The organism is Micromonospora sp. NPDC047756, from assembly GCF_055587245.1.
This window is the reverse complement of the sequence record NZ_JBVJGQ010000002.1, coordinates 308,004-330,265: the sequence shown is the minus strand read 5'-3', so window position 1 is coordinate 330,265 and position 22,262 is coordinate 308,004. Positions and strand designations below refer to the sequence as shown.

At 69.6% G+C, this 22,262-nt stretch carries 14 protein-coding genes; 4 read left to right on the top strand and 10 right to left on the bottom strand.

Annotated elements, in window-relative coordinates:
• Position 1 precedes the first annotated feature (1 nt).
• Positions 2 to 5,389: a LamG-like jellyroll fold domain-containing protein gene (locus ACZ6NZ_RS06630; protein ID WP_465856416.1), complete on the bottom strand. Its 5,388-nt coding sequence runs from the start codon at positions 5,387 to 5,389 to the stop codon at positions 2 to 4.
• Positions 5,390 to 5,597: 208 nt separating this feature from the next.
• Here ACZ6NZ_RS06630 and ACZ6NZ_RS06625 point away from each other — a divergent pair, with 208 nt between their 5' ends.
• On the top strand, positions 5,598 to 8,414 hold the full coding sequence (locus tag ACZ6NZ_RS06625) for an AfsR/SARP family transcriptional regulator (protein WP_465856414.1): 2,817 nt from the start codon (positions 5,598 to 5,600) through the stop codon (positions 8,412 to 8,414).
• 10 nt (positions 8,415 to 8,424) lie between these two features.
• Here the strand turns inward: ACZ6NZ_RS06625 and ACZ6NZ_RS06620 are convergent, their stop codons facing one another.
• Together ACZ6NZ_RS06620 and ACZ6NZ_RS06615 are read right to left on the bottom strand one after the other, a co-directional pair.
• Entirely contained in the window at positions 8,425 to 8,913 is a 489-nt protein-coding gene (locus tag ACZ6NZ_RS06620; protein WP_465856412.1) for a MarR family transcriptional regulator, read from the bottom strand.
• A gap of 8 nt (positions 8,914 to 8,921) precedes the next feature.
• The gene (locus tag ACZ6NZ_RS06615) at positions 8,922 to 10,169 is read right to left on the bottom strand and encodes an FAD-dependent oxidoreductase (protein WP_465856410.1); all 1,248 of its coding nucleotides are present in this window, start codon (positions 10,167 to 10,169) and stop codon (positions 8,922 to 8,924) included.
• A 152-nt stretch (positions 10,170 to 10,321) separates the two neighbouring features.
• Here ACZ6NZ_RS06615 and ACZ6NZ_RS06610 point away from each other — a divergent pair, with 152 nt between their 5' ends.
• Positions 10,322 to 11,614, top strand: coding sequence for a serpin family protein (locus ACZ6NZ_RS06610; protein WP_465856408.1), 1,293 nt, complete (start codon positions 10,322 to 10,324; stop codon positions 11,612 to 11,614).
• Positions 11,615 to 11,645: 31 nt separating this feature from the next.
• Here ACZ6NZ_RS06610 and ACZ6NZ_RS06605 read toward each other — a convergent pair whose 3' ends face one another.
• The 6 genes from ACZ6NZ_RS06605 to ACZ6NZ_RS06580 form a co-directional block, all read right to left on the bottom strand.
• Entirely contained in the window at positions 11,646 to 12,227 is a 582-nt protein-coding gene (locus tag ACZ6NZ_RS06605) for a dihydrofolate reductase family protein (RefSeq protein ID WP_465856406.1), read from the bottom strand.
• Between the two features lie 66 nt (positions 12,228 to 12,293).
• Complete coding sequence (locus ACZ6NZ_RS06600) at positions 12,294 to 13,133, bottom strand: helix-turn-helix domain-containing protein (protein WP_465856404.1); 840 nt, start codon at positions 13,131 to 13,133, stop codon at positions 12,294 to 12,296.
• Positions 13,134 to 13,245: 112 nt separating this feature from the next.
• Positions 13,246 to 13,533, bottom strand: coding sequence for a hypothetical protein (locus tag ACZ6NZ_RS06595; RefSeq protein WP_366608461.1), 288 nt, complete (start codon positions 13,531 to 13,533; stop codon positions 13,246 to 13,248).
• Between the two features lie 142 nt (positions 13,534 to 13,675).
• Positions 13,676 to 13,900: a ferredoxin gene (locus ACZ6NZ_RS06590; RefSeq protein ID WP_465856402.1), complete on the bottom strand. Its 225-nt coding sequence runs from the start codon at positions 13,898 to 13,900 to the stop codon at positions 13,676 to 13,678.
• A complete protein-coding gene (locus ACZ6NZ_RS06585) occupies positions 13,897 to 15,126 on the bottom strand; it encodes a cytochrome P450 (protein ID WP_465856400.1) in 1,230 nt (409 codons plus the stop codon). The genes ACZ6NZ_RS06590 and ACZ6NZ_RS06585 overlap by 4 nt, the downstream gene beginning before the upstream one ends.
• A 299-nt stretch (positions 15,127 to 15,425) precedes the next feature.
• A complete protein-coding gene (locus tag ACZ6NZ_RS06580) occupies positions 15,426 to 16,205 on the bottom strand; it encodes a hypothetical protein (protein WP_465856398.1) in 780 nt (259 codons plus the stop codon).
• 292 nt (positions 16,206 to 16,497) lie between these two features.
• Between ACZ6NZ_RS06580 and ACZ6NZ_RS06575 the strand changes: the two genes are divergently transcribed.
• Positions 16,498 to 18,768 carry a glycoside hydrolase family 44 protein gene (locus tag ACZ6NZ_RS06575; RefSeq protein ID WP_465856396.1) on the top strand — a complete coding sequence of 757 codons (2,271 nt, stop codon included), beginning with the start codon at positions 16,498 to 16,500 and terminating at the stop codon, positions 18,766 to 18,768.
• Positions 18,769 to 19,164: 396 nt separating this feature from the next.
• Positions 19,165 to 21,945, top strand: coding sequence for an AfsR/SARP family transcriptional regulator (locus ACZ6NZ_RS06570; protein WP_465856394.1), 2,781 nt, complete (start codon positions 19,165 to 19,167; stop codon positions 21,943 to 21,945).
• Between the two features lie 16 nt (positions 21,946 to 21,961).
• Here the strand turns inward: ACZ6NZ_RS06570 and ACZ6NZ_RS06565 are convergent, their stop codons facing one another.
• Positions 21,962 to 22,171, bottom strand: a complete 210-nt coding sequence (locus ACZ6NZ_RS06565; RefSeq protein ID WP_465856392.1) for a hypothetical protein — start codon at positions 22,169 to 22,171, stop codon at positions 21,962 to 21,964.
• Positions 22,172 to 22,262: the final 91 nt, after the last annotated feature.

Genomic DNA, 22,262 nt, shown 5'->3' with positions numbered 1-22,262 from the left:
GCTACGAGGCCGGTGGAAGGCCCGGCTTGATCCGAACGAAGAAGGCGTTGGATGGCCTGTTCTGCAGTCCTCCTTCGAGCTGCGGGCTGGTGAACACTCGATATCGGGCGTAGAAGGCCCCGAGGTCACGTCCGGCAGCCGCGTTCTGGGCGGTGGTCACCATGCGTAGTGACGCGTTGTGGGTCGGAGTCCAGACGTTGTTGACCATCTGTCCCTCGACACCGAGCGCTTGGTCGGTAGATGCGAACGGGTACTCGTCGCACTGCCTACCCGGACCGAATCCGGGAAGGTTCACCCGGTACTTGTCGCGAAAATACTTGTTCTTCGAGGTGTAGAGCGCCCCGTCGGGCTGGGGTACCCGGGCGGTGTTCGCCCGCTTGGTGAGGGGTATCTTCGCGCACGGCGTCGCCCCGCAGGCGTCGTAGTTGCCGGGGAACCTCTTGGTGATGGGCGCACCCTGCAGGTTGACCTTCGGCTCGGTGCCCTGCGGGTTCTGGAAGGCGAACTGGATGTGCTGCGCCACCTCCCACCGGTCGGGGTCCTGGGAGTACATGGTGTAGACCCGGTCGGCACCCAGGAACCGGCACCCTCCGGTGTTGCCGACCCACTTCAGCTCTCCCCCGATCAACGTGCGGTACCTGATGCGCTCGCTGTCGCAGCGGGCGACGAAGGGAAGATCGCCCCGCCTGGTCGGGGGTCCGTTCTCGGTGACGAGATACTGCCACAGTCGGAAGGGCGTCGGATCGACGAACAGGAAGCTGTCGGCGTTGAACAGCTTGGGCCGCAGGGTGCAGTTCCCCCAGGCCTTCGTCTTCGACTGGAAGACGAAAGCGTCTTCACCGTCGCGCTTGAAGGCGCCGATGGTCGCGTCCCGGTTGGCTCCCTCGATCATCTCGCAATCGGAGTTGTCGGATCCTTTCGCGTCGATCCGGAGCCGAAGCGTGTCGCCGTCGAACGCGTTCGTGGGCGTGCAGTTGGCGGCCTCGGTCTTGATGTTGGTGATGCTGGTCCAGAGGCTGATGTCCCTGGCGGTGAGGGTCGAGTTCGCGGGGGCGTCGACAACCGGTTTGCCGTTCGAGGTGCCCAGGTTGGTGAACACGATCGTGTTGACGGTCATCATCACGCCCTTGGACTTCGGGCACCGGGACGTCGGCAGGCCGGTGTACTGATTCACCTCGAAGTCGACCCAACCCAGGATCTTGCTGTGGCAGGCCGAATAGGGGCGCAGGACGGTCCAGCCGAACGCGTGGTTGGGTCGGGGCGAGCTCAGACGTGCGGCGTTGCAGCCCGGGCGGTCGATCCGCTCGTAGTCGAACGGCGCCCCCGTGTTCTCGTCGGCCGCCTCGAACGTGCCGTGCGGGGGGAGCTTTCCGGCCGAGTGGGCGTCGCCGACCTGGAACGTCTGCCACTTCGACCACGCGCTGGTTCCGTCGGGCGCCGTCGTGCGAGCGCGCCACCGCACCCACTGGCCCTTGGTGAGCTTGCCGGATGGCATCCGCAGCGTGTGGCGCGCCGCGCCGCCCGCGCTGGTCATCGCGCCCGACCAGATCGGTTTCGCGTCGACCGCCGCCTTGCCCGTCGGGGACTTCTCCGGCAGTGCGGCCACCTCGACCTGCACCTTCGCCGGCTGGTTCGCTGGACGCGACAGCCAGGTGGTGAACGCCGGCGTGGTCCCCTCGCCATCGGAGATCGCGAGCTTCGCGATCTCCGAGGTGCTGCTGGAGGACGTGGCGCGCTGCGCCGCCGGGGCGGCACCGATCGGCGTGTTCATGTCGCTCTGGATCTGCGCCGCGGTGAGCGCGCGGTTGTAGACGCGTACCTCGTCGATCAGGCCGCTGAAGTACTCGCCCCAGATCTCGTTGCCACCGATGGTGAGCGTGCCCCCGTCGTCGTCGATGGTGCCGGTGACGGCGACCTCGCCGGCCTTTGTGCCGTTGACGTAGAGGGTGGCCCTGCTGCCGTCGTAGGTGAGCGCCACATTGCTCCAGGTGGCGTCCGGCAGGGCGGTGGGACCCTGGGGAGTGACCGGCTCACCGTTGGTGGTGAGCCACCCCGCGGGGCCGTCCCGGTCGGAGGCGTACAGGCCGTACGAGGCGTTGATTCCGGATGCCAGGTTCTTCATGACCACCGTGTGCCAGTCGGACTGCTCGTCCGGTCGGACCCAGGCGGACAGGGTCAGCGCGGTGGTCAGTCGCAACGATGGCGCGTGCGCGACAGTGACCAGGCTGCTGCTGCCGTTGAACGACAACGCCTTGCCGTACTTGCCGTTGGTGGCCCAGGTCGTGTCGTGGGCCGCTCCGCTGTTGGCCTGCCCGGACGAGTCGGAGACCGTGGTGCCGGAGCCCTGGTTCATGTTGTAGGCCGCGACCAGTCCGGGCACCGGGTCCGACGGGTCGGTGGGCGACGGGGTGGGAGTGGGCGTTGGCGTCGGAGTCGGTGTGGGGGTGGGGCCGGTGGCGCCGACCGGAGTGGTCATGTCGGCCTGGATCTGGGTCGCGTCGAGGGCGCGGTTGTAGACGCGTACCTCGTCGACCAGGCCGCTGAAGTACTCGCCCCAGACCGTGTTGCCACCGATCGTCAGCTTCCCGCCGTCGACGTCGAGCGCCCCCGTGAGCGGTGTCCGGGCAGCCTGGGTTCCGTTGACGTACAGCCGGGCGTTGGCGCCGTCATAGGTGACCGTCAGATGGCTCCAGGCGTTGACGGCCAGCGGCGTGCCAGCGCTCACCTGGTACGACTGGCCGCCGCGCTGCAGCCAGCCCGACGGCGCGTCGCCGTTCGAGCCGTACAGCACGTAGGACGCGCCTTCCCCGGTGGCGAGGTTCTTGGCGACCACGCTGCGCCAACTCACGACCGAGGAGGGCCGCACCCACGCCGACAGGGTCAGCCCGCCGGTGAGCCGCAGCGAGGGCGCGTCGGCGACGGTGACCAGGCTGCTGGTGCCGTTGAACGACAACGCCTTGCCGTACTTGCCGGTGGCGTTCCACGTCGTGTTGGTGGCCGTACCGGCATTGTTCTGGCCGGACGAGTCACCCACTCTCGTCCCGGTCCCCTCGTTCATCCCATAGGCGGCCACGAGCCCGGTCGGCGGTTTCACACCGGTGGTGAACGACCACGTGTGCGCGGAGGACATCGCGTTGCCCGCGCCGTCCGTGGCCCCTGAAACCTCGGCGGTGTACGCGGTGGTCTCGGCCAGCGGCCCCGCCGGGGTGAAGGTGAGCACCCGCTTTGCGACGTCCATGGCGGATGTTCCAGTGATCGACGTGCCAGCGGGGTTCTTCAGCGTGAGCTGGGCGCCGTCGACCGGCTCGGTGAACTTCGCTGTGACTGCCGTGGCCACCGCAACGTCGGTCGCCTGGGCCGCCGGGGTCACCGCGGAGACGGCCGGGGCCTTCGTGTCGTTCTCGGTGGTGAACTGCCAGCCGTGCGGGTCCTGTTCGTTGCCGTCCTCGTCGTGCGCCTCACGGGCCTCCGCGCTGTACGCGGTGCTGGCCTTCAGCGGCTGCGACGGAGTGAAGGTGACGATCTGCCCGGTGGCGTCCGAGGTCGTCGTGCCCGGCGCTGCGGTCCCGCTGGGGTCCTTAACGATGATCTTCGGGTTCCAGACCTTCTCGCCGAACGTCACGGTGACGGTGGTGTCGACCGGGACGTTGGTGCTGCCGGCGACCGGCTGCACGCCGGTGACCGTGGGCTTGGTCTCGTCGACCGGAAGGTCTCCGGACGGCACCTCGTCGGGCTCGATGTCGGCCGGGTCGATCTCCTCGTCACTCGGCATGGGTCGAAGTCGCCGGGAGTCGACCTCGCTGGGCACGCCCACGCCGAGCCTCTCGAACGCGTCGGCCTCGTCGTTGGTGAGCCCCCAGCTGGCGTCGTCGAGCGGCTGGGCGGCCATCGCCTTGGCCTCTTCGTAGCTGGGGAACTCGGTCAGATCGGCGTCCGACTCGAACTTCACCCACTCGGTACGGGTGGGTGGCGGCGTGTATTCGACCATGAGCGCGGGCGGGTGACGGTAGCCCGGATACGGGTCGCCGCCACCGAACTCGCTGGCGTAGTACTGGCGCCAGTTGGTCGCGGCGGTCTCGCTGGCCGCCCGCAGCACCAGCCCGTGGTTGGGCGCGTCCTGCTCGATCCAGGCCCGGGCCATGCCGGTGACCCGGTGCCAGACCTCCTCGTCCTTGGCACACCAGGTGTTGACGGCGTCGTAGTTGTAGCCCGCCCGGTTCAGGCCTTCGGCGCTGCCGGTTGTCGAGGGCTGGTTGTACCAGTCCAATGTAGATGGACTCCACGAGGAGCCGAGGCGCGCGGCGACGATGCCCGCGCCCAACGGGTCACCGCAGAGGGCTCCGTTGGGGCCGCCGGACTTGTAGTTCCACATGATCAGGTCTGCCTGGACGACCGATGCCCCCGCCAACTCCGGTGCGTCGGTGTTGAACCTCAGGTAGACCCGAGCGATGTCGGCGCTGGTCTGGGTGGTGCCGGCGCGCAACCATCCCTCGGCGGCATGGTTGTTGTAGGGGTCGTTCTTGCTGACCCAGGCATCCTGCGGCACGCCGCCGCCGAACCACTCCGAGGCGGCGGCGACCGTCACCGGATAGGCCACCGCCGGGTCGGCGAGGAATTTCGGGTCCGGCGAGAAGACCAGCTCCGACTTCTCCACGCGCGCCGCGACCGGAGAGGTCTTGCCGAGCTTGGCGTCGGTCGCGGTCAGCACGACCGGTGCGGCTTTCGCCGCGCCCTTGCCGTCCTTCAGCTGGGGTAGTCCCTGCGGCGTCTTGCCGAAGGTGGTTCCCTTGGGCAGCGTGAGCGGCATCCGCACCGTCACCGGGCCGGTCGGCCGTTGCCGGAAGACGACCTGCGAGACGAACCCGTCGGATTCGGCCCGCACCATGAGGTCAACTCCCCTGGACACCGCGTCGGGGTAGGTGACCGTGTTGCCGGAGATCTTCGGCTCCGGCAGCGCCTGCTTCACTCGCAGGTTGACCGTGCCGTTGCTACCGGCTGCCGAGACCAGGCTCTTGCTGCCGCGCCCGCCGAGGCTCAGCGGAACCTTCGTACGGACCGTCTGCAGCACCCCGTCGCGAGCGACGATGGTGGTGTCGATGGGCTCCCACACGCCGGTGCCCGGGTTCTTGAGTTGGACGGGGCGGGTGTGCAGCTGAGCACGCAGGTGCTTGCCGTCCGGATCGGCCCACACCTTCATCGTCTCGGTGAAGCGATCGGGGACTTCGACGGGCGCGCCGGCCTTGGCCGCCTTCGCCCAGGCGGCTTCGAGCCCGCGACCGCTCGCCTGAGCGGCCGGCGTGGCACCAGGGATCTTCTCCGCCGCGACCAGTGTCAACGGCAACAGGAGCGCCAGCGTCAGGGCGCCTCTGAACAACGGATGGAGTGACATCGGCCGAGTATTTGTCGAAGCACTGCCGCGAACCTTGTACGTACCTTGAATCCGCTAGTCAGGCGGTGGCGGGCCGGCCCGGTGCGGTCCGGGCACTTCCAGACTGTGGAAGGGGGGCGGCGGCGTCGCCGTCCACCTGGAACCATCGTGAGCAACCTTATGACGGTTGAGCGTGCGGGGGCGCGCCGGGACGAATGGGGTCGCGGCGATGACTGTCGAGTTCAGACTGCTGGGTGAGGTCGAGGCTCGCGTCGCAGGCCGGTCGATCGACCTGGGGCATCTTCGACAGCGGGGGGTGCTGGCGGTCCTGCTCATCGGCGCCAATCAGCTGGTCCGCACCGATCAGTTGATCAGCCGGGCCTGGGGTGATCTGCGACCGCAGTCGGCGTCGAGTTCGCTCTACAGCTATCTGTCACGACTGCGGCGCAGTCTCGGTGGGGCCACCGACGTGTCGATCCGGCGGCAGTCCGGCGGCTACCTGCTCCAGGTGGATCCGTGGGCGATCGACCTGCACCGGTTCCGCGAACTGCTCGCTGTGGCCCGGACCACCGAGGATGCCGGACGGGCGTTGCGGATTTTCGACGAGGCCCTGGGGTTGTGGCGAGGCACTCCGCTGGGCCAGCTCGACACACCGTGGCTCGATGAGGTGCGGACGGCCGCCGATCGGGAGCGGGTCGCCGCCGACCGGGACCGCACCGATGTCGCGCTGCGCTGCGGCCAGCACGCCGCCCTGGTGCCGCAACTCCTGCGCGCCGTGGCGGAGCACCAGTTCGACGAACGGCTGATCGGTCAGCTCATGCTGGCGCTGTGTCGGTCCGGGAGGCAGGCCGACGCGCTCGACCATTACCTGGCCCTACGCCGGCGACTGGCGGACTCACTCGGCGTCGATCCCATGCCGGAGTTGCAACGCCTGCACCTACGGATGATCAGCGGCGACCCGACGCTCGCCGCGCCCAGCCCGGAGACCGTCGTCGCCCGCGGTGACGTACCCCGCCAACTGCCCGCGCCACCCGCGGGCTTCGTCGGCCGGGCCGACGAACTCGCCGCGCTGTCGGCCGCCTCCGGCGCCGACGGCGGCGGGGTGGCCACCATCGGTGGTCCCGGGGGCGTCGGCAAGACCTGGCTCGCGCTGCACTGGGCGTACGACAACCTGAAGCGATTTCCGGACGGTCAGTTGTACGTGAACCTGCGCGGCTTCGAGGTTGCCGCTCCGGTGTCACCCGAGGTCGTGCTGCGCGGGTTGCTGGACGCGCTGCACGTGCCCGCCGAGACGGTCCCGGTGGACCTGGACGCGCAGACCGCCCTCTATCGCAGCCTGGTGGCTGACAAACGCATGCTGATCGTGCTCGACAACGCCCGCGACGTGACCCAGGTGATTCCACTGCTTCCCGGTGGGCAGCACTGCACGGTGCTGGTGACCAGCCGGGCCCGCCTCGGCGGGCTCGTCGCCGCGTACGGCGCCCGGCCGGTCGACCTGGAGGTGTTGACGGAGCCGGAGGCCCGCAACCTGTTGATCCACCTGCTCAACCGGCACGGGGCGGCGGTCGAGCCGCAGAGCGTACGGGACATCGCGTCCCGGTGCGCCGGCCTTCCCCTGGCCCTGAGCATCGTGGCGGCCCGAGCGGCGATGCAGCCCGACCTGCCGCTGAGCGTGGTCAGCGAGGAGCTTCGGGAGGAAGCGACCCGGCTCGACGCCCTGACCGTGGGCGATCTGCACGGCGACATCCGCGCCGTGTTCGCCGCCTCGCACCACGCGCTCAGCGCCGAGGCGGCCCGGCTGTTCGTCCTGCTCTCACTCGTGCCCGCACCGGAGATCGGGCTGGCCGCCGCGGCCAGCCTCGTCGGGCGCCCCCGCGACCGCAGTCGGCTGTTGTTGACGGAGTTGCGCGACTCGCATCTGGTCCAGATGCCGCGACAGGCCCGCTACCGGATGCACGATCTGGTGCGCCTCTATGCCCGGCATCGGGTGGACGACGACCAGCCGGCACAGGCCCGCAACGACGCGCTGGACCGGCTGCTGGACTTCCTCCTGCACACCGCCGGCCGGGCGGCCCGGCTCGTCGAGCCCAACCGCGACGGGGCCGAGCCGGACGTCCCGGCCGGGACCGCCGCGCCGATGGGCGTCGACTCGCTGGCCGACCACGCCGAGGCCCTCGCCTGGTTCGTCACCGAACACCAGATGTTGCTGGGCATCCTGGCGTACGCGGCGGAGCACGGCCGTGACCTCCACGTGTGGCAGTTGGCACGGACGCTGGAGACCTTCTTCGACTACAAGGGGCACTGGAACGACTGGATCGACACCCAGCACCTGGCGCTCGCCGCGGCGCGGCGGATGGGAGACCGGCACCGGCAGGCGCAGGCCCATCGCAGTCTGGGCGTAGCCCACACCCAACTGGGGCGTCTGGACGTGGGCTACGAGCAACACCAGCACGCACTGCAGATCTTCGCCGAGCTGGACGACCACGCGAAACAGGCCGACACCCACCGGGGCCTGGGGTGGGTGTGCCACAACCAGGGCGATTGGCCGGGCGCGCTCGGCCACAACGAACGGGCGCTGGAGCTCTACCGCCGGCTCGGTGACCGGACGGGGCAGGCGGCGGCGTTGAACAACGTGGGCTGGCTGTACAGCATGCTCGGCGACCATCGGCAGACGTTGCGCTTCGGCGCGCAGGCGACGGCCCTCAACCAGGAGATCGGCGACGAACACGCCGAAGCGGGCACCTGGGACACCATGGGCTACGCCCACCATCACCTGGGCGAGTACGAGCAGGCCATCGACTGCTATCGCCGGGCGCGGGCGCTGATCCGCCGCTTCGACGACCACTTCAACGAGGCGGACATCCTGCGGCACCTCGCGGAGAGCCTCACCGCCATCGGCGACAGCGACGGCGCGCGGGAGGCGCTGGAGGATGCGGTCGTCTCGCTCGAGCAGATCGGCCACAGCGCGGCCGACGAGGTGCGGGCCGAGCTGCAGAAGCTGGAACTGGCGGCACCGGTGGGGCGTGAACGCCCCGACTCCCGCTAGCTCACCGACCTCACACAGACCCCTGCGCGGTCTCGCCGCCGCGCAGGCGGTCCAACTCGGCGAGGTACATCGCCTGCATGCGGTCGTGGTGCCGGACCAGCAGCCCGACCTCCTCGACGCTGTAGCCCTCGATGAGCCGCTCCGCCCGCTCGGCGAACCGCTCGTACGGTCGCTCCAACTCGGCGGCCCGCTCCGGCCGCAGCGCGACGATCAACCGCCGCCGGTCCGCCGGATCGCGCTCGGCCGTCAGGTAGCCCGCCTGCTGGAGCCGGCGGAGCATGCTGGTCACCGCCCCGGTGGTGAGGTTGGTCCGCTCGGCGACCTGCCCCGCGGTGGCGGATCCGACGTCCGCCAGGTAGTCCAGGCACTCCAGGTCGCTCACGGTGAGGCCCAGCCGCTCCGCCACGGCGTACCGGAACACCATGGACAGCCGCGACGTCTCCCGCCCGGCGCGCATCAGGTCGGTGATCGATGACGCGCGGGCCGGCTCGTGGGACATGCCGGCAATCATCCCTCCGGTACGGTGACCCGGTGCAGCCGAGGTAGCACGCGGGTCAGCACCCAGTGGGGCGCGGCCGCTCCCCCGGTGAGGCGGCGCATCAGCCGGGCTGCGGTGTCGACGGCCCGGAAGGCGTAGCGCACCATCTCGTCCTGGTAGCTGGCGATCGCCTCCTCCACCGACGCGCCGGAGGCCCGCGCCTCGACCAGCTTGTGGCCGAGCAGGGCGGCGTCACGCAGCGCCGTGTTGCCGCCGTGCGCGCCGAACGGCGGCATGACGTGCACGGCGTCGCCCATCATCGTTGCCCGGGGCACCGCCCACCGGCGCGGGCGCTGGCCGGCGGCGAAGAGGTTGAGCACCGTGGCGTCCAGCTCGGCCGTGCCGACCAGCCGCCGGATGACGGGGTGGAAGTCCATGCTCATCCCGGAGGCCAGTCTCCACAGCGTCAGCAGGTCACCTCGGATGCCCATGGGCACCTCCTCCTGCCGCAGCAGCAGTCCCCACATGACGTAGTCGTCGCCGGTGGGCGCATAGCTGCCCGGGGCCAGGCGCGCGAACGCCTCCGACGGGCTCTCGCCGAACCGCATGGAGGTGAAGAAGAAGGCGCGGCCCGGCCGGTCGGCGATGGACAGGACCCCGCTGCTGTGCAGCGCTTCCGGGATGATGCTCGCGCCGTTGCGCCACAGGGGCGACCGGCCGTAGATGCCCGCCATCGGGGTGTTCTCCGGGTGCGCGTCCGGCATGATCTGCGCGCGCAGCGCCGAGCCGACACCGTCGGCACCCACGACGACGCTTGCCGCTGCGGCTGTGCCGTCGGAGAACAGCAGGCGCGGCCGTGCCGGGTCACCGCTGTCCACGCCGACGGCGTCCTTGCCGTAGTGGATGCGCCCGTGCAGCCCGGACTGCAGGATCGAGCGCAGGGTCAGCCGGTCGACCTGACGGGTCGCGTGCGGCTCGTCCCTGAAGGTGATGGTGAAGGCGTCCCGCAGCCGGCTGTCGGTGAAGCGTAGGTGCCCGCCGGGCTCGTCGCCGGTGGTCAGAGCCAGGTTGTAGAGCGAGCGCGGCAGGCTCTCACGCAGCGCTTCCAGGCCGTACCGGTCGAGGATGATCCGATAGCCCTGCCGCCGGACGAAGGGGCCCGGATCCCGCTCGTAGACGTGCACATCGATGCCGGCGCGCATCAGGTACTGGGCGAGACAGAGGCCGGATAGGCCGGCACCGGCGATCGCCACTGAGAAGCCTGTCGATATGGTCACGGTATTATCTTAATGACTAAGATGATTGGGGCAAGGCCGCCGGCCGAGACGGCCGAACCGAAGCGCCGGCACGAGCGACGGACATCGTCGAGTTTCGATGAATTCGGGTTCGGGCCTGGTGGGCTTCCGTGGGACTGCCCTAACCTCGATATATGGTCTCGCGTCGATCCGTTCTGCGGGCGGTCCCGCTCGCCGCAGCTGCCCTCACCGCCGCCCCGGGTGATCTTCGTTGGCCCGGCCCGCCGTCCACCTCGGCGGATACGGACCGCATACCACCCGACCCGGCCACGATGCAGGCCACCGCCACCGCCGTTCGCGGCTTCACGGCCGAGCTCTACCGCACGGTGGCGGCGACCCGGGCAGGCGGCAACGTGGTGTGCGCGCCGTACTCGGTCGGGCTGGCGCTGGCGATGACCAGGGCGGGCGCCCGCTCGACCACCGCGGACGAGATGGACACGGTGCTGCACGCGCCGTGTCCGCGCCCCCGCGCGCTCGACCGCGGGCTCAACACCGTCGAGCAGACACTCGCCGGCCGTTACCAGGACGGCGACGGAGTCAAGCAACCCCGGCTGACCACCGCCAACGCGCTGTGGACACGGCTCGATCTGGCCCTGCGACCCAGGTTCCGGGACACCCTGGACGGCTACTACGGTGCCACGCCACGACTCGTCGACTTCCGCGGCGCGCCCGAGGTGGCCCGCCAGGAGATCAACAGCTGGGTGTCCGACCGGACCAACGCGAAGATCCCAGAGCTGTTGCAGTCCGACGCCGTGAGCCCCGACACCAGCCTGATCCTGACAAACACGCTCTACCTCAAGGCGGCCTGGAAGTACCCGTTCACCGCCGCGGCCACCGCGACGGGAGCATTCACCCGAGATGACGGGACCGTCGTCGACGTCCCGATCATGCGCGGGCCGTTCGACCGGATGGGCTACCTCGAAGGAGACGGCTGGCGGGCGGTCGACGTGCCGTACGCGGGCGACGGGCTGGCCATGGCCATCGTCATGCCCACCCGGGACGATCTCGCCGCCGTCGAGGCGAGCCTCGATGCGACCTGGCTGGGCGCGTTGCTGACCGGGTTCCAGATCACCGACGTCGAACTGCGCCTGCCCCGCTGGACGTTCCGCCTGCCGGCCGAACTACGCGCCGCGCTGAGCAGCCTCGGCATGCCCACCGCATTCACGTCACAGGCCGACTTCACCGGCATGAGCACCGAACCGGCCCTGTCCATCGACGACGTGGTGCACGAGACGTTCATCGCGGTGGACGAGAAGGGTACCGAGGCCGCGGCCGCGTCGGCCGTCATCGTCCGGCCGCCGTCGATCCCGCAAGGCCCGCAGTTCTTCGTCAACCGACCATTCCTGTACGTCATCCACGACCGGCTCACCGGCGTACCGCTGTTCCTCGGCCGGGTCCACGACCCGCTGGTCGACGGCGCAGCCTGAGCGGACGGGGCCAGCCGGCTCGCTCAGACCGTCAACGGCGCACCCGATAGCGCAGGTGCAGCACCCGGCTGCCCTGGATCACGACATCAGCATCCCCCAACAGGTGCTGCGCGTCGACGGACCCGAAGTAGCGCTTGCCGGACCCGAACACCACCGGTACGACGTCCATGCGCACCTCGTCGACCAGGCCCGCGGCAAGCACCTGGCCGCCGACGTCGCCAGCGGCGACCTCGACGACGCGGTCACCCGCGAGCTCCCGCGCCTTGGCCACGGCAGCCGCGACGCCGTCGACGAAGTGGAAGGGTGCTTCGGGATCCCAGCCCTCCGGCTTCGGCCGGTGCGTCACGACGACCACGTGGTCGATCCCGCTCGGTGGCGTCCCGTCCCAGCCGTCGGTCATGTCGAAGACGTGCCGGCCGACGATCGTCACCCCGATCTGGTCCCAGTACGGCCGGACGTAGTCGTGGGACGCCTGTGACACCTTCAGCGCGCCGCTCTCGTCCAACGGGACGTCACCGCTGGTCAACCAGTCGAACAATGGTCCGGGCTGGTCGTTCTCGTCCGCGATGAAGCCGTCCACCGACACCGAGCTGTACATGACCACGTCGCCCATCGGCGCGCTCCTCTGCTGGGGATGCTCTCAGGCTAGAGTTCCGTGAGCTGTCGCTCTTGTAAGGAATCAATCGGTCGGTAGCGGCCAGCCGTCCAGCACGTGGCCAGGATGTTCGCGCAGGAACCGCCGCCGGACCTCGACGTACCGGGTGGGTGTGAGCCCGGTGAAGGCCCGGAACTCGTGGCCGAAGTGCGCCTGGTCGAAGTAGCCGGCGCCAGCGGCGAGGTCGGCCCAGTCGATCGGTTCGGCGGGGTTGATCGAGAGCACGGTGGCGGCGAAGCGGTAGCTGCGGGCGAACCGTTTCGGTGTGACGCCGACCAGTTCCTTGAACCGCTGCGCGAGGTGAGTGTTGCTGACACCGGCGGAAACCCTCAGGTCGTCGATCGCCACCGCCCCACCGGTCGCGGCGATGATGCGGCTCGCACGGCGGACCAGCCCCAGGCCGGCCGCGTCGCCCAGCCGCCGCATCAGCTCGTCCTCAAGCAGCGTCAGCATCTCGTGCGGCCCCTCGGCCGTGGCCAGCCGGTCTCGCAGCTCAGCGATGGCGGGTCGGCCCCACACCTGCTCCACCGTCGCCGGCCGGTCACATAGCTCCACCGCGGGCATCGGCAGGAACGGTGCCAGCCCCCACGGCTTGAAGTGCACGCCGACGGACCGGGTCCGGGGTGGGTAACCGAACTCGAACGCGCGGGTGGGCGTGGTGACGACGCAGCCGTCGGCGTACTCGGCCGCCTCGACATCGGTGCCGGCGCGGATGCGGAACGGTACGCCGAGGTTGACGATGAGGAACGCCGCCGGACTCGCCGGCAGCGTCAGCCGGGCGTACGGCGGCGAACCCTCCAGGTAGTAGAGGTCGTCGATCAGCCCGTCCAGCGGCGGTCGCGGCACTCTGGACACGTACTCCACGCCCACAGTATCGCCGCCGCCGCGCGACGGAGAGCTGTCCGCCACGATCAGAATCCCAGTCGCTCGGACCCCCCCAGCAGGACTTCGCTCGACTGTGCCGGGGCGGCACTGGTCAGCGCCGCCGCCTCCGCCGCCGCCGCACGATGGCTGCCACCGCCACGACGAGCAGGAGCAACACCACGGGACAGGTCCACTCCTGGAGGAAGTTTGCGACCTTCACGACGCCCCACAGGCACAGACCGATGATGGTCAAGCCCACCAGCGGGCCGAACAGGGAGGGGCCGTCGTCCCGATTGGCTGGAACGGCCTCGCTGGGCTCCAGGACGTGGGGCGGAACGTTCTGCCAATTACCTTTGGCGTCCTTGTACGGCTGATTGGACCTGCGTTCTTTGTCCGGCATCTCAACCCCCCGCTGAGCCGCGTGGGTCCAGAGTAGAGGGGCACGGTGAGCCGTGTGGCCCCTGACCGGCGACCGCGACCGCGTCGTCGCTGGTCTACCGAAGCTCTCGCAGTGGGTGCGGACGGCCCGGCTCGATGTCAGCTCACTCCTGCGGCGCGATCAGCCGGTCGTCGGCGTCGTGGATCGTGATCGCCTCCACCGGGCACGAGTCGGCGGCGTCGAGGATGACGTCGGCCGGGGCGACGACGTCAGCCAGCGGCGTGGACAGGCCGTCGACCAGGCGGAAGTGTTCGGGCGCGGTGCCGGCGCAGATGCTCGTGCCGATGCAGCGGCCCGAGTCCACCCCGATTCGCCAGGTGGTGCTCACCAGGCCACCGGCATGCCGAGCAGGCCCCGCACCAACATGCCCCGTTTCCACCGCAGATCGGCTTCCGGCACGGCGAGCCGCAGCCCGGGCAGGCGGGTCACGAGGGTGGCGACGGCGACCTGTAGTTCCATGCGGGCCAGCTGTGCGCCGACGCAGTGGTGCACGCCGTGCCCGAAGCCCAGGTGCGGGTTCTGCTGGCGCGCGAAATCCAGCCGGTCCGGGTCGGCGAAGACGGTACCGTCCCGGTTCGCCGACGACAGTGAGCCGAGAACCGGCTCACCTGCCCGGACCAGCACCCCGCCGACCTCGACGTCCTCCTTGGCGTACCGGGCGAACGAGGAGCCGACGCCGAGCGGCACGTACCGCAGCAGTTCCTCGACCGCGGCCGGCACCAGCGACGGGTCGGCCCGCAGCCGGGCGAGCTGGTCCGGGTTGTGCAGCAGGACGTACACGAAGTTGGGGATCTGGGTCACGGTGGTCTCGTGGCCGGCCGCCAGCAGCCCCGCGGCCAGCTCCACCAGCTCGGTTTCGCTGAGCCGATCCTGGTTCTCGTCGCGGGCCCGCACCAGCGCGCCGAGCAGGTCGTCGATTCCGGGCTCGCGGCGGCGCTCGGCGACCAGAGCACCGATGTAGCCCCAGAGATTGTTCAGGTATTCCTGGATCGTCTCCCCGGGCAGGGAGGTGGTCGAGACGATCGCCTCCGACCAGATGTGGAAGCGGTCGCGGTCGGCGTACGGAACTCCGAGCAGCTCGCAGATCACCTGGATCGGCAGCGGCGTGGCGACGTGCTCCACCAGGTCGGCCGGCGGACCGAGCTGGACCATGTCGTCGACCAGCGCGTCGGCGATCTCCTGGGTGCGGGGTCGCAGCGCCTCCACCCGACGTGCCGTGAACGCCTTCGCCACCAGCCGGCGCAGCCGGGTGTGATCGGGCGGGTCCATGGTCAGCATCCCGCTGTACTGCTGGCGCGCGGTGAGCCGGGGCTCGTCGCGCTGAACGGCCGGGGCACGGCCGAACCGCACGTCGCCGAGGACCGTACGCACGTCCTCGTACCGGGTGGCGAGCCACGCCTCCTCGCCGTAGGGAAGCTTCACCCGGGTCATCGGTTCGTTCTCGCGCAGCTCGCCGTAGGTCGGATCGACGACCAGGCGGTCGGGCACGCTGAACGGGTACGGCCGCGCGGGCGGGACGCTTCGACTCTCGGTGGTCTGCGCGCTCTCCGTCATCCGGGTTCCCTTCGTCGAGACGGCGTGGATCCTCAGGTCGGCACCACGTTCGTAGCGGCGCCGGATTGCCAGCGTCCAGGGCTTGCGGACAGAACACATCAACGCTCAGTAGTCCATCGATGTCGGATCGTAGCGGGAGATGTCGATGATCGCCATGGAGTCCGCTCCGCGTCCGTACGGAGAGACGTGCCTGCGGCGAACGATGTGCGCGGCCTCGTCCTCGACGACCGACCATCCGCCGGGGTGCGGCAGCGAGGCCGCACGCCGGCAGAGAGCCTCCGAGGCACCCGAGCGTCAGGTCAGCAGCCGAGCCGCTTGCTCGACAGGGCGATGTCGTCGATCCAGAGGTCGAACTCGCCCGGTGTCGTGCCGCCCTGGTAAAGCTGCCAACCGATCTTCACCGTGTCGACCGTCGGCAGGACAAAGGGAACGTCGTTTCCGCCGTGGTCGGTCGTGGAGGCCGTCAGCTCCGGGTTCGCCACGCCATCGATCCACACCGCGACGCGGTTGTCCGCCGAGTCGATCTTCCACTCGAAGCACTGCCAGGTGTCCTCGACGACCGGGGCGGACTCCCGCCAGTTGGTCCAGTCGCCGGTCGGACCGCCGTCCGCGCCGATCCCCCAGAAGGTTCCGGGGACCGTGGGCGCGTACTGCCCACCGATCGGACGGACGACCTCCGCGCTGCCGGTGCCGGTCGCTTCCACCAGCGTGAAGTGCGCCCAGTCGGGGGCCGTGGGGAAGGCGTCGACCCGCAGACGCATCCGGCCGTAGAAGCGGTTACCCGGCGCGGCGAAGTCGTCGACGCGCAGGAAGGCCCGTCCGTTGTCAACGGTGTGGACGTGCAGTGCCTGGTTGCCACGACGGGTACGTTCGACGGTGAGCGTGCCGTGGCGGGTGTCGACGCCCCAGTTCACGGTGCTGGGCCCTCCGGGAGGCAGTCGCTCGAAGTCCTCACAGAAGAGCAGGCCACGGGGGCACGAGGGCCGGGAGGCCCCCGATGCCCCGGCTGGGACGCTACCGACGGCGGCGCCGAGGATCAGGGCGGCGCTGAACACCGCGAAAAATCTGCGCACTGTCATCCTCCAGGACGGCTGGTCCCCACCACCGGGGCCGGGCCAGCAGGAACGTTGCGGTCATGCGACGCTGAGGTGCACCCGCTCGCACCGCTGCGGCGTGGTGCCCTCCGCGCTGCGGCGATCCGAGCCGTTCCGGCATCGCATCAGCGGTGGACGCATTGATGAGCGTCATTATAAGTGAACCCGACCCGCCCCTCTCCAACCGCCCCGCGAGTTGGGCGTTGACTCGGAGCCGGGAAGGCATGACGCTGTGGAAGCGCTCCCATCGTCGAGCTCCTATGCGAAAGGAATGCTCGTGCGTCCCACCACCGCTCTACTCCCGGTCGTGCTCGCCACGGCCCTCGGCGGCCTGGCCCTGCCGGCGCCCGCCCTGGCCGCGGTCGGCCCGGCGCTGGCCGTGGACACCACTGCCGCCCGCCACCAGATCAGCCCGTACATCTACGGCATGAACTTCGCCGACCAGGCCCTCGCCAGCGACCTGCGGCTGCCGGTGCACCGCTACGGCGGCAACGCCACCACCCGCTACAACTTCCGTGCCGACACCACCAACCGCGCGTCGGACTGGTACTTCGAGAACATTCCCAACGACAACCCGAGTCCGGGCGACCTCCCGGAGGGCTCGGAGAGCGATCGGTTCGTGCAGCAGAACAAGACCACCGGCGCCGCCACGGTCATGACGGTGCCGATGCTCGGCTGGATCGCCAAGGACCGGTCGCGAGCCTGTGGCTTCAGCGTCGCCAAGTACGGCCCGCAGGAGTCCACCGACCAGTGGGCACCGGACTGCGGCAACGGCAAGAAGCCGGACGGGTCGCTGGTCACCGGCAACGATCCGACGGACACCAGCGTCGCCGTCGGTCCGGAGTACGTCACCGACTTCGTCAACCACCTCAAGGGTCAGTTCGGCGCCGCCACCGACGGCGGGGTCCAGTTCTACAACCTGGACAACGAGCCGGACCTGTGGCAATCCACCCACCGCGACGTCCGCCCGACCGGGATGGGCTACGACGAGCTACGCGACCGCACCTACGAGTACGCCGCCGCGATCAAGGCTGCCGACCCCGGTGCGAAGACGCTCGGCCCGGTCGGCTGGGGGCTGAACTCGATCATCTTCTCGGGCCTCGACCAGGACACCTGCTCGCGCACCGGATGCTGGTCGAACCCACCGGACAAGGCCGCGCACGGCGGCCAGGACCTCGGCCCGTGGTACCTGGACCGGATGCGCGAGTACGAGCAGCAGCACGGCACCCGCATCCTCGACTACTTCGACGTGCACCTCTACCCGCAGCAGTCCGGGGTGCTCGGCGACGCGGCCGGTGACGCCACCACCCAGGCGCTGCGGCTGCGCTCGACCCGCCAACTCTGGGACCCGACCTACGTGGACGAAAGCTGGATCAACAGCCCGGTCCGGTTCATTCCGCGCCTGCGCGAGCTTGTCGACCAGCACTACCCGGGCACGAAGGTCGCGATGACCGAGTACAACTGGGGTGGCTTCGGGTCTCTCAACGGCGCCCTCGCCCAGGCTGACGTCCTCGGCATCTTCGGCCGTGAAGGGCTCGACCTGGCCACCCTCTGGACCGCGCCCACGACCGACCAGCCGGTGGCCAACGCCTTCCGGGTCTACCGCAACTACGACGGCAAGGGCGGCGCGTTCGGCGAGACGTCCGTCCGGGCGACGAGCGCCGACCAGGGCACATTGGCCGTGTACGCCGCCGAGCGCAGCGCCGACAAGGCGCTCACCGTGGTCGTCGTGAACAAGACCGGCGACGACCTGACCAGCCCGGTGGCCCTCACCGGCGCCTCCGCCAGCACCGCCCAGGTCTACCGCTACAGCGGGGCGAACCTCGCCGGCGTCGTCCGGGAAGCCGACCTTCCGGTGACCGCGGGCGGCCTCACGGCCACCTTCCCGGCCAACTCGATCACCCACCTGGTGCTGCCGCGCGGCACCACCCCCGGCGACACCCAGGCGCCGACCGCCCCGGGCAAGCCGACCGCCGGCACGATCACCGGTGACAGCGTCGCGCTGACCTGGGCACCGTCCACCGACGACACCGCCGTCACCGGCTACGACGTGCACCGGGTCGACACCGCCGGCTCCGTGAAGGTGGGCAGCGCCACCGGCACCGCGTACACCGTGACCGGGTTGACACCGGACACCCCGTACACCTTCGTGGTGACCGCCCGCGACGCGGCGGGCAACGTCTCGGCGGCCTCGCCCGGCCTGACCGTGCGGACCGCGCCCACCGCCCCGACCGGCGGCTGCACGGTCGCCTACTCGGCGAACAGTTGGCCGGGCGGCTTCACCGCGACCGTGACGATCAAGAACACCGGCAGCACCGCTGTCGACGGCTGGAAACTCGCCTTCGACTTCCCCAGCACCAGCCAGAAGGTCAGCCAAGGCTGGTCGGCCAGCTGGAAGCAGAGCGGAACGAGCGTCACCGCGGACAGCATGAGTTGGAACGGCAGACTCGCCCCCGGCGCGTCCACCAGCATCGGCTTCAACGGCACCTGGAGCGGCACGAATCCGGTGCCGACCGCCTTCAACCTCAACGGTCACCGCTGCGGGTGACCGGAGAGATCCCTTCTCCCGCGCCGACGGAGCGGGCCGGTGGGGTCGGGGTGCTGCTGCACCCCGACCCCACCGCTCTTGAGCGGTCGCGCGGGCCAGACCCGTGGCCACGTCGGGCGGACTGCGCCGACAAGGCCACCGTGGTCTTGCTCAGAAAACCGGCGAGTTGGCCGTAGTCCACGCATTGCCCTTCGAAGATGTCGACAGTCCTGCGTGCACCGTTTCCCATCGATTGCAGGAACCCAGCTACCGCTTCGGCCTCCTGTCTTACTCGCCTGCGCAATCGTACCGACGCGACCCCTGCAGGAATACGTAGAGAGCTGGTCAGATCACGGGGCGTGTGAACCGGCTATGTGAGTGGCAGAATCGTAGTCCGGGCGGCTGACGGCGAAAGCGGTGACCGTGACCATGGTGCGCACGATGTTCCAACTGCTCGGTCCGGTCGTGGCTACATCGGAGGACGGACGGCGGGTGGCCCTCGGCGGCCGGACCGCACGGGCAGTCCTGGCCGTGCTGTTGCTACGTGGACGCACGGGCACCAGCGCCGACGACCTCGTGAGCACGGTGTGGGGAATCGACGGTGCCAGCCGGGACAGCGTCTATCACTACATCAGTGAGCTTCGCAAACGGCTGGCCCACGCCGAATCCGACGCCGACCTTCGGCTGCATGCCGGCAGGTACACGCTGCTGACGGAGGACGGCCGGGTCGACTGGCGGCGTTTCCGATCCCTGGTGACCGAGGCGCGGCACGCCGAGGAGGCCGGGCACCTTGATGAGGCGGCTCGTCTGCTGTACGAGGCCAAGGCGTTGCGGGTCGGCCCGATGCTGGCGGAGGTCGGCGATCGATTGGCCGGTGAGCGTCGGGAGTTGGAGGCGGCATACACGGCTGCGACAGTTCGGCTGGCTCGGGTGGAGTGGGAACGGAAGGCACCCGACCGGGTGGTCGAGTTGCTGGGTGATCCGGCGCGCGAGGACCCGTGCCGGGAGGATCTCGCGGCGCTAATGATCCGCGCCCTGGTCGCGTCGGGCCGGCGTGAGGAGGCCACTGCGTTCTTCCGTAGTACCCGGGACATCATCGCGGATCGGTTGGGGTTGGATCCGAGTGAGGATCTCGTCGCGGCGTACCGGGAGGCTCTGCGCTCGTCGCCGGCACCGACAGGTCCGGCCGCGGGGCACCTCGGCGCGATCGCCACGCTACCCCAGCCGACCCGCATCTTCACCGACCGGCAGGCGGAACTCAGCTTCGCGCTGTCCCTGATGCGCGCGCCCGGTCGGGCCAGGAACGTGTGTGTCATCAGCGGTATGCCCGGTGTCGGCAAGACAGCTCTCGCCGTGCGGATCGCGCACCGGCTCCAGGAGGCGTTCCCTGACGGCGTGCTCTACGCCGACCTGCGGGGATACACGGCGGGCACGGTTCCGGAGCAACCGGCCGATGTACTCGACCGCTTCCTGCGTAAGCTGGGCGCCGGGAGCGCTGAAATTCCACACCATGTCGACGACCGTGCAGCCCTTTTCCGCAGGTGGCTCGCGCCCCTGCGGGTGCTGATCGTGCTCGACAACGCCCGGGATGCGGCCCAGGTGGCACCCTTACTGCCCGGCTCGGGTGCCTGCCGGGCGCTCGTGACGAGCCGCACCGCATTGGCCGCCCTGGACGAGGCAGAGCCGGTGAGACTTGGCCTTCTGCCCGATGAAGAAGGAATTAAGCTCTTTCGGTCCATTGCGGGAGCAGGCTACGCCGATGCCCATGGTGAATCAGCAGTACGCCACGTCGTGGCAGCCTGTGCAGGGTTGCCCTTGGCGATCCGGGTGGTCGCGGCCCGCTGCCGAAGCGAGAATCTGGAGCGCCTCGACGAATTCGCGGCACGGCTGGCTGATGAAAGGGCCCGGCTGAGCGAACTCGATGACGGCGATCGCAGTGTGGCGGCGTCACTCGCAGTGTCGTACGCGAGCCTGCCGTCGCGGTTGCAGCACGTCTTCGGCTTGCTGGGCGTTCATCCGGGCAACGAGATGGACGAGTTCACCGCGGCTGCCATTGCGGGTGCCTCGATCGCCGAGATCCGCCGGGCGCTCACCGGTCTGGCCGCCCGGTCCCTGCTGGAACGGCGGCCGGGTCAGCGGTTCAGGCTTCACGATCTGGTCGCGGCGTTTCTGCGGGAGGATCCGGCGGTGTTAGAGCGGACCGCTACGGATCGGTCGGCGGCCCAGCACCGGCTTGCCGACTACTATCTCCACGTCGCCGACCTGGCCGACCGCGCGATCACTCCGCATCGCTACCGGATCCGGTTGGACGTAGCCAGCGTCCCGGTCCGCGTCCCCGAAGTCTCGCGACCGCAGGCGGCCCTGGCGTGGCTGTTCCTGCACGAGCCCACGCTCACCGACATCTGCCGCACGGCCGCCCACATCGGTCTCGACGTACACTGTTGGCAGCTCGCCTACACCCTGCGGGGCTATTACTTCCTCACAAAACGGTGGGAGCCATGGCTGCGTACCCATGAGTTAGCGCTCGCCGCCACCCGGCGGCTGCACGACCGCGCCGCTCAGGCGCACATTGAGAACAACCTGGGACTGGCCGCCATCGAGCAGGGGCAGTCCGAGACCGCCGCGGCCCACTACCAGGCGGCGCTTGCCATCTTCCGGGCGGTTGATGACCGGCATGGCGAGCACACTACCCTGGCGAACCTCGCGTGGATCGCGTTTGACCAGGGCCGCTACGACGAGTTCCTCGTCGATCTGCGCACCGCTCACGCCTTCTACCAGGAACAGGGTTCGATCCGCAACGCCGCGATCACCTTGCGCGGGATCGCCCTCGGTGAGATTGAGCTAGGACAGTATGCCGATGCGGTCGCCCATCTCCTGCAGGTACAGCAGATCTTCAGCGACCTCGGGCTGGAGCTCGACCTGGCGATGACCTTCAATGGTCTCGGTGAGGCATTCGCCCGCATGCCGGAACCGTTGTCCGCACAGCAGGCGTTCGAGCGAGCACTGGCGATGAGCACGCGGTGTGGCAGCCGTTTCGAGCAGGCACGCGCACACCGAGGGCTAGGCGCCTTGGCTGCGGCCGTCGGGGACTATCCAACGGCCAAGGAACACTGGGCTGTGGCCTTGACCGGGTACGAGGCGCTCAACGCCCCGCAGGCCTTGGAGATGCGCCGGAGGGTTGGTGAGCCGGGGCACTGACGGACCCCCCGTTCGGTCACGGGTCCCCGCCCAACTCTGCGTGCAGGAGCGCCTCGGCCTTCTCCGGTGCCAGCGCCGCCAGGATCAGCTTGACACGGCGGGTCCGCTCAGCCTCCTGCTGCACCGCGGCCCGCTGTACCAGCCAGCACCGCACAACCGTGGTGAACGCGCCTACCAGCGCGACTGCGGCCTCAAGCCAGGACAAGTCGACGTTCGTAATGCTCATCTCGGTGCCTCCTCAAGCTGTTTCGCTTGCGGATGAGATTCGTGGGTGGCTCCGTGAAATGAGCTGTACGTGATCTGAGCCTTTTCTGACT

Excerpts from the sequence above, each read along its gene's own strand:
- ACZ6NZ_RS06580 (WP_465856398.1), bottom strand. The coding sequence starts at position 16,205 with ATGACAGTGCGCAGATTTTTCGCGGTGTTCAGCGCCGCCCTGATCCTC.
- ACZ6NZ_RS06585 (WP_465856400.1), bottom strand. The coding sequence starts at position 15,126 with ATGACGGAGAGCGCGCAGACCACCGAGAGTCGAAGCGTCCCGCCCGCG.
- ACZ6NZ_RS06630 (WP_465856416.1), bottom strand. The coding sequence starts at position 5,389 with ATGTCACTCCATCCGTTGTTCAGAGGCGCCCTGACGCTGGCGCTCCTG.
- ACZ6NZ_RS06625 (WP_465856414.1), top strand. The coding sequence starts at position 5,598 with ATGACTGTCGAGTTCAGACTGCTGGGTGAGGTCGAGGCTCGCGTCGCA.
- ACZ6NZ_RS06565 (WP_465856392.1), bottom strand. The coding sequence starts at position 22,171 with ATGAGCATTACGAACGTCGACTTGTCCTGGCTTGAGGCCGCAGTCGCG.
- ACZ6NZ_RS06620 (WP_465856412.1), bottom strand. The coding sequence starts at position 8,913 with ATGTCCCACGAGCCGGCCCGCGCGTCATCGATCACCGACCTGATGCGC.
- ACZ6NZ_RS06605 (WP_465856406.1), bottom strand. The coding sequence starts at position 12,227 with ATGGGCGACGTGGTCATGTACAGCTCGGTGTCGGTGGACGGCTTCATC.
- ACZ6NZ_RS06595 (WP_366608461.1), bottom strand. The coding sequence starts at position 13,533 with ATGCCGGACAAAGAACGCAGGTCCAATCAGCCGTACAAGGACGCCAAA.
- ACZ6NZ_RS06610 (WP_465856408.1), top strand. The coding sequence starts at position 10,322 with ATGGTCTCGCGTCGATCCGTTCTGCGGGCGGTCCCGCTCGCCGCAGCT.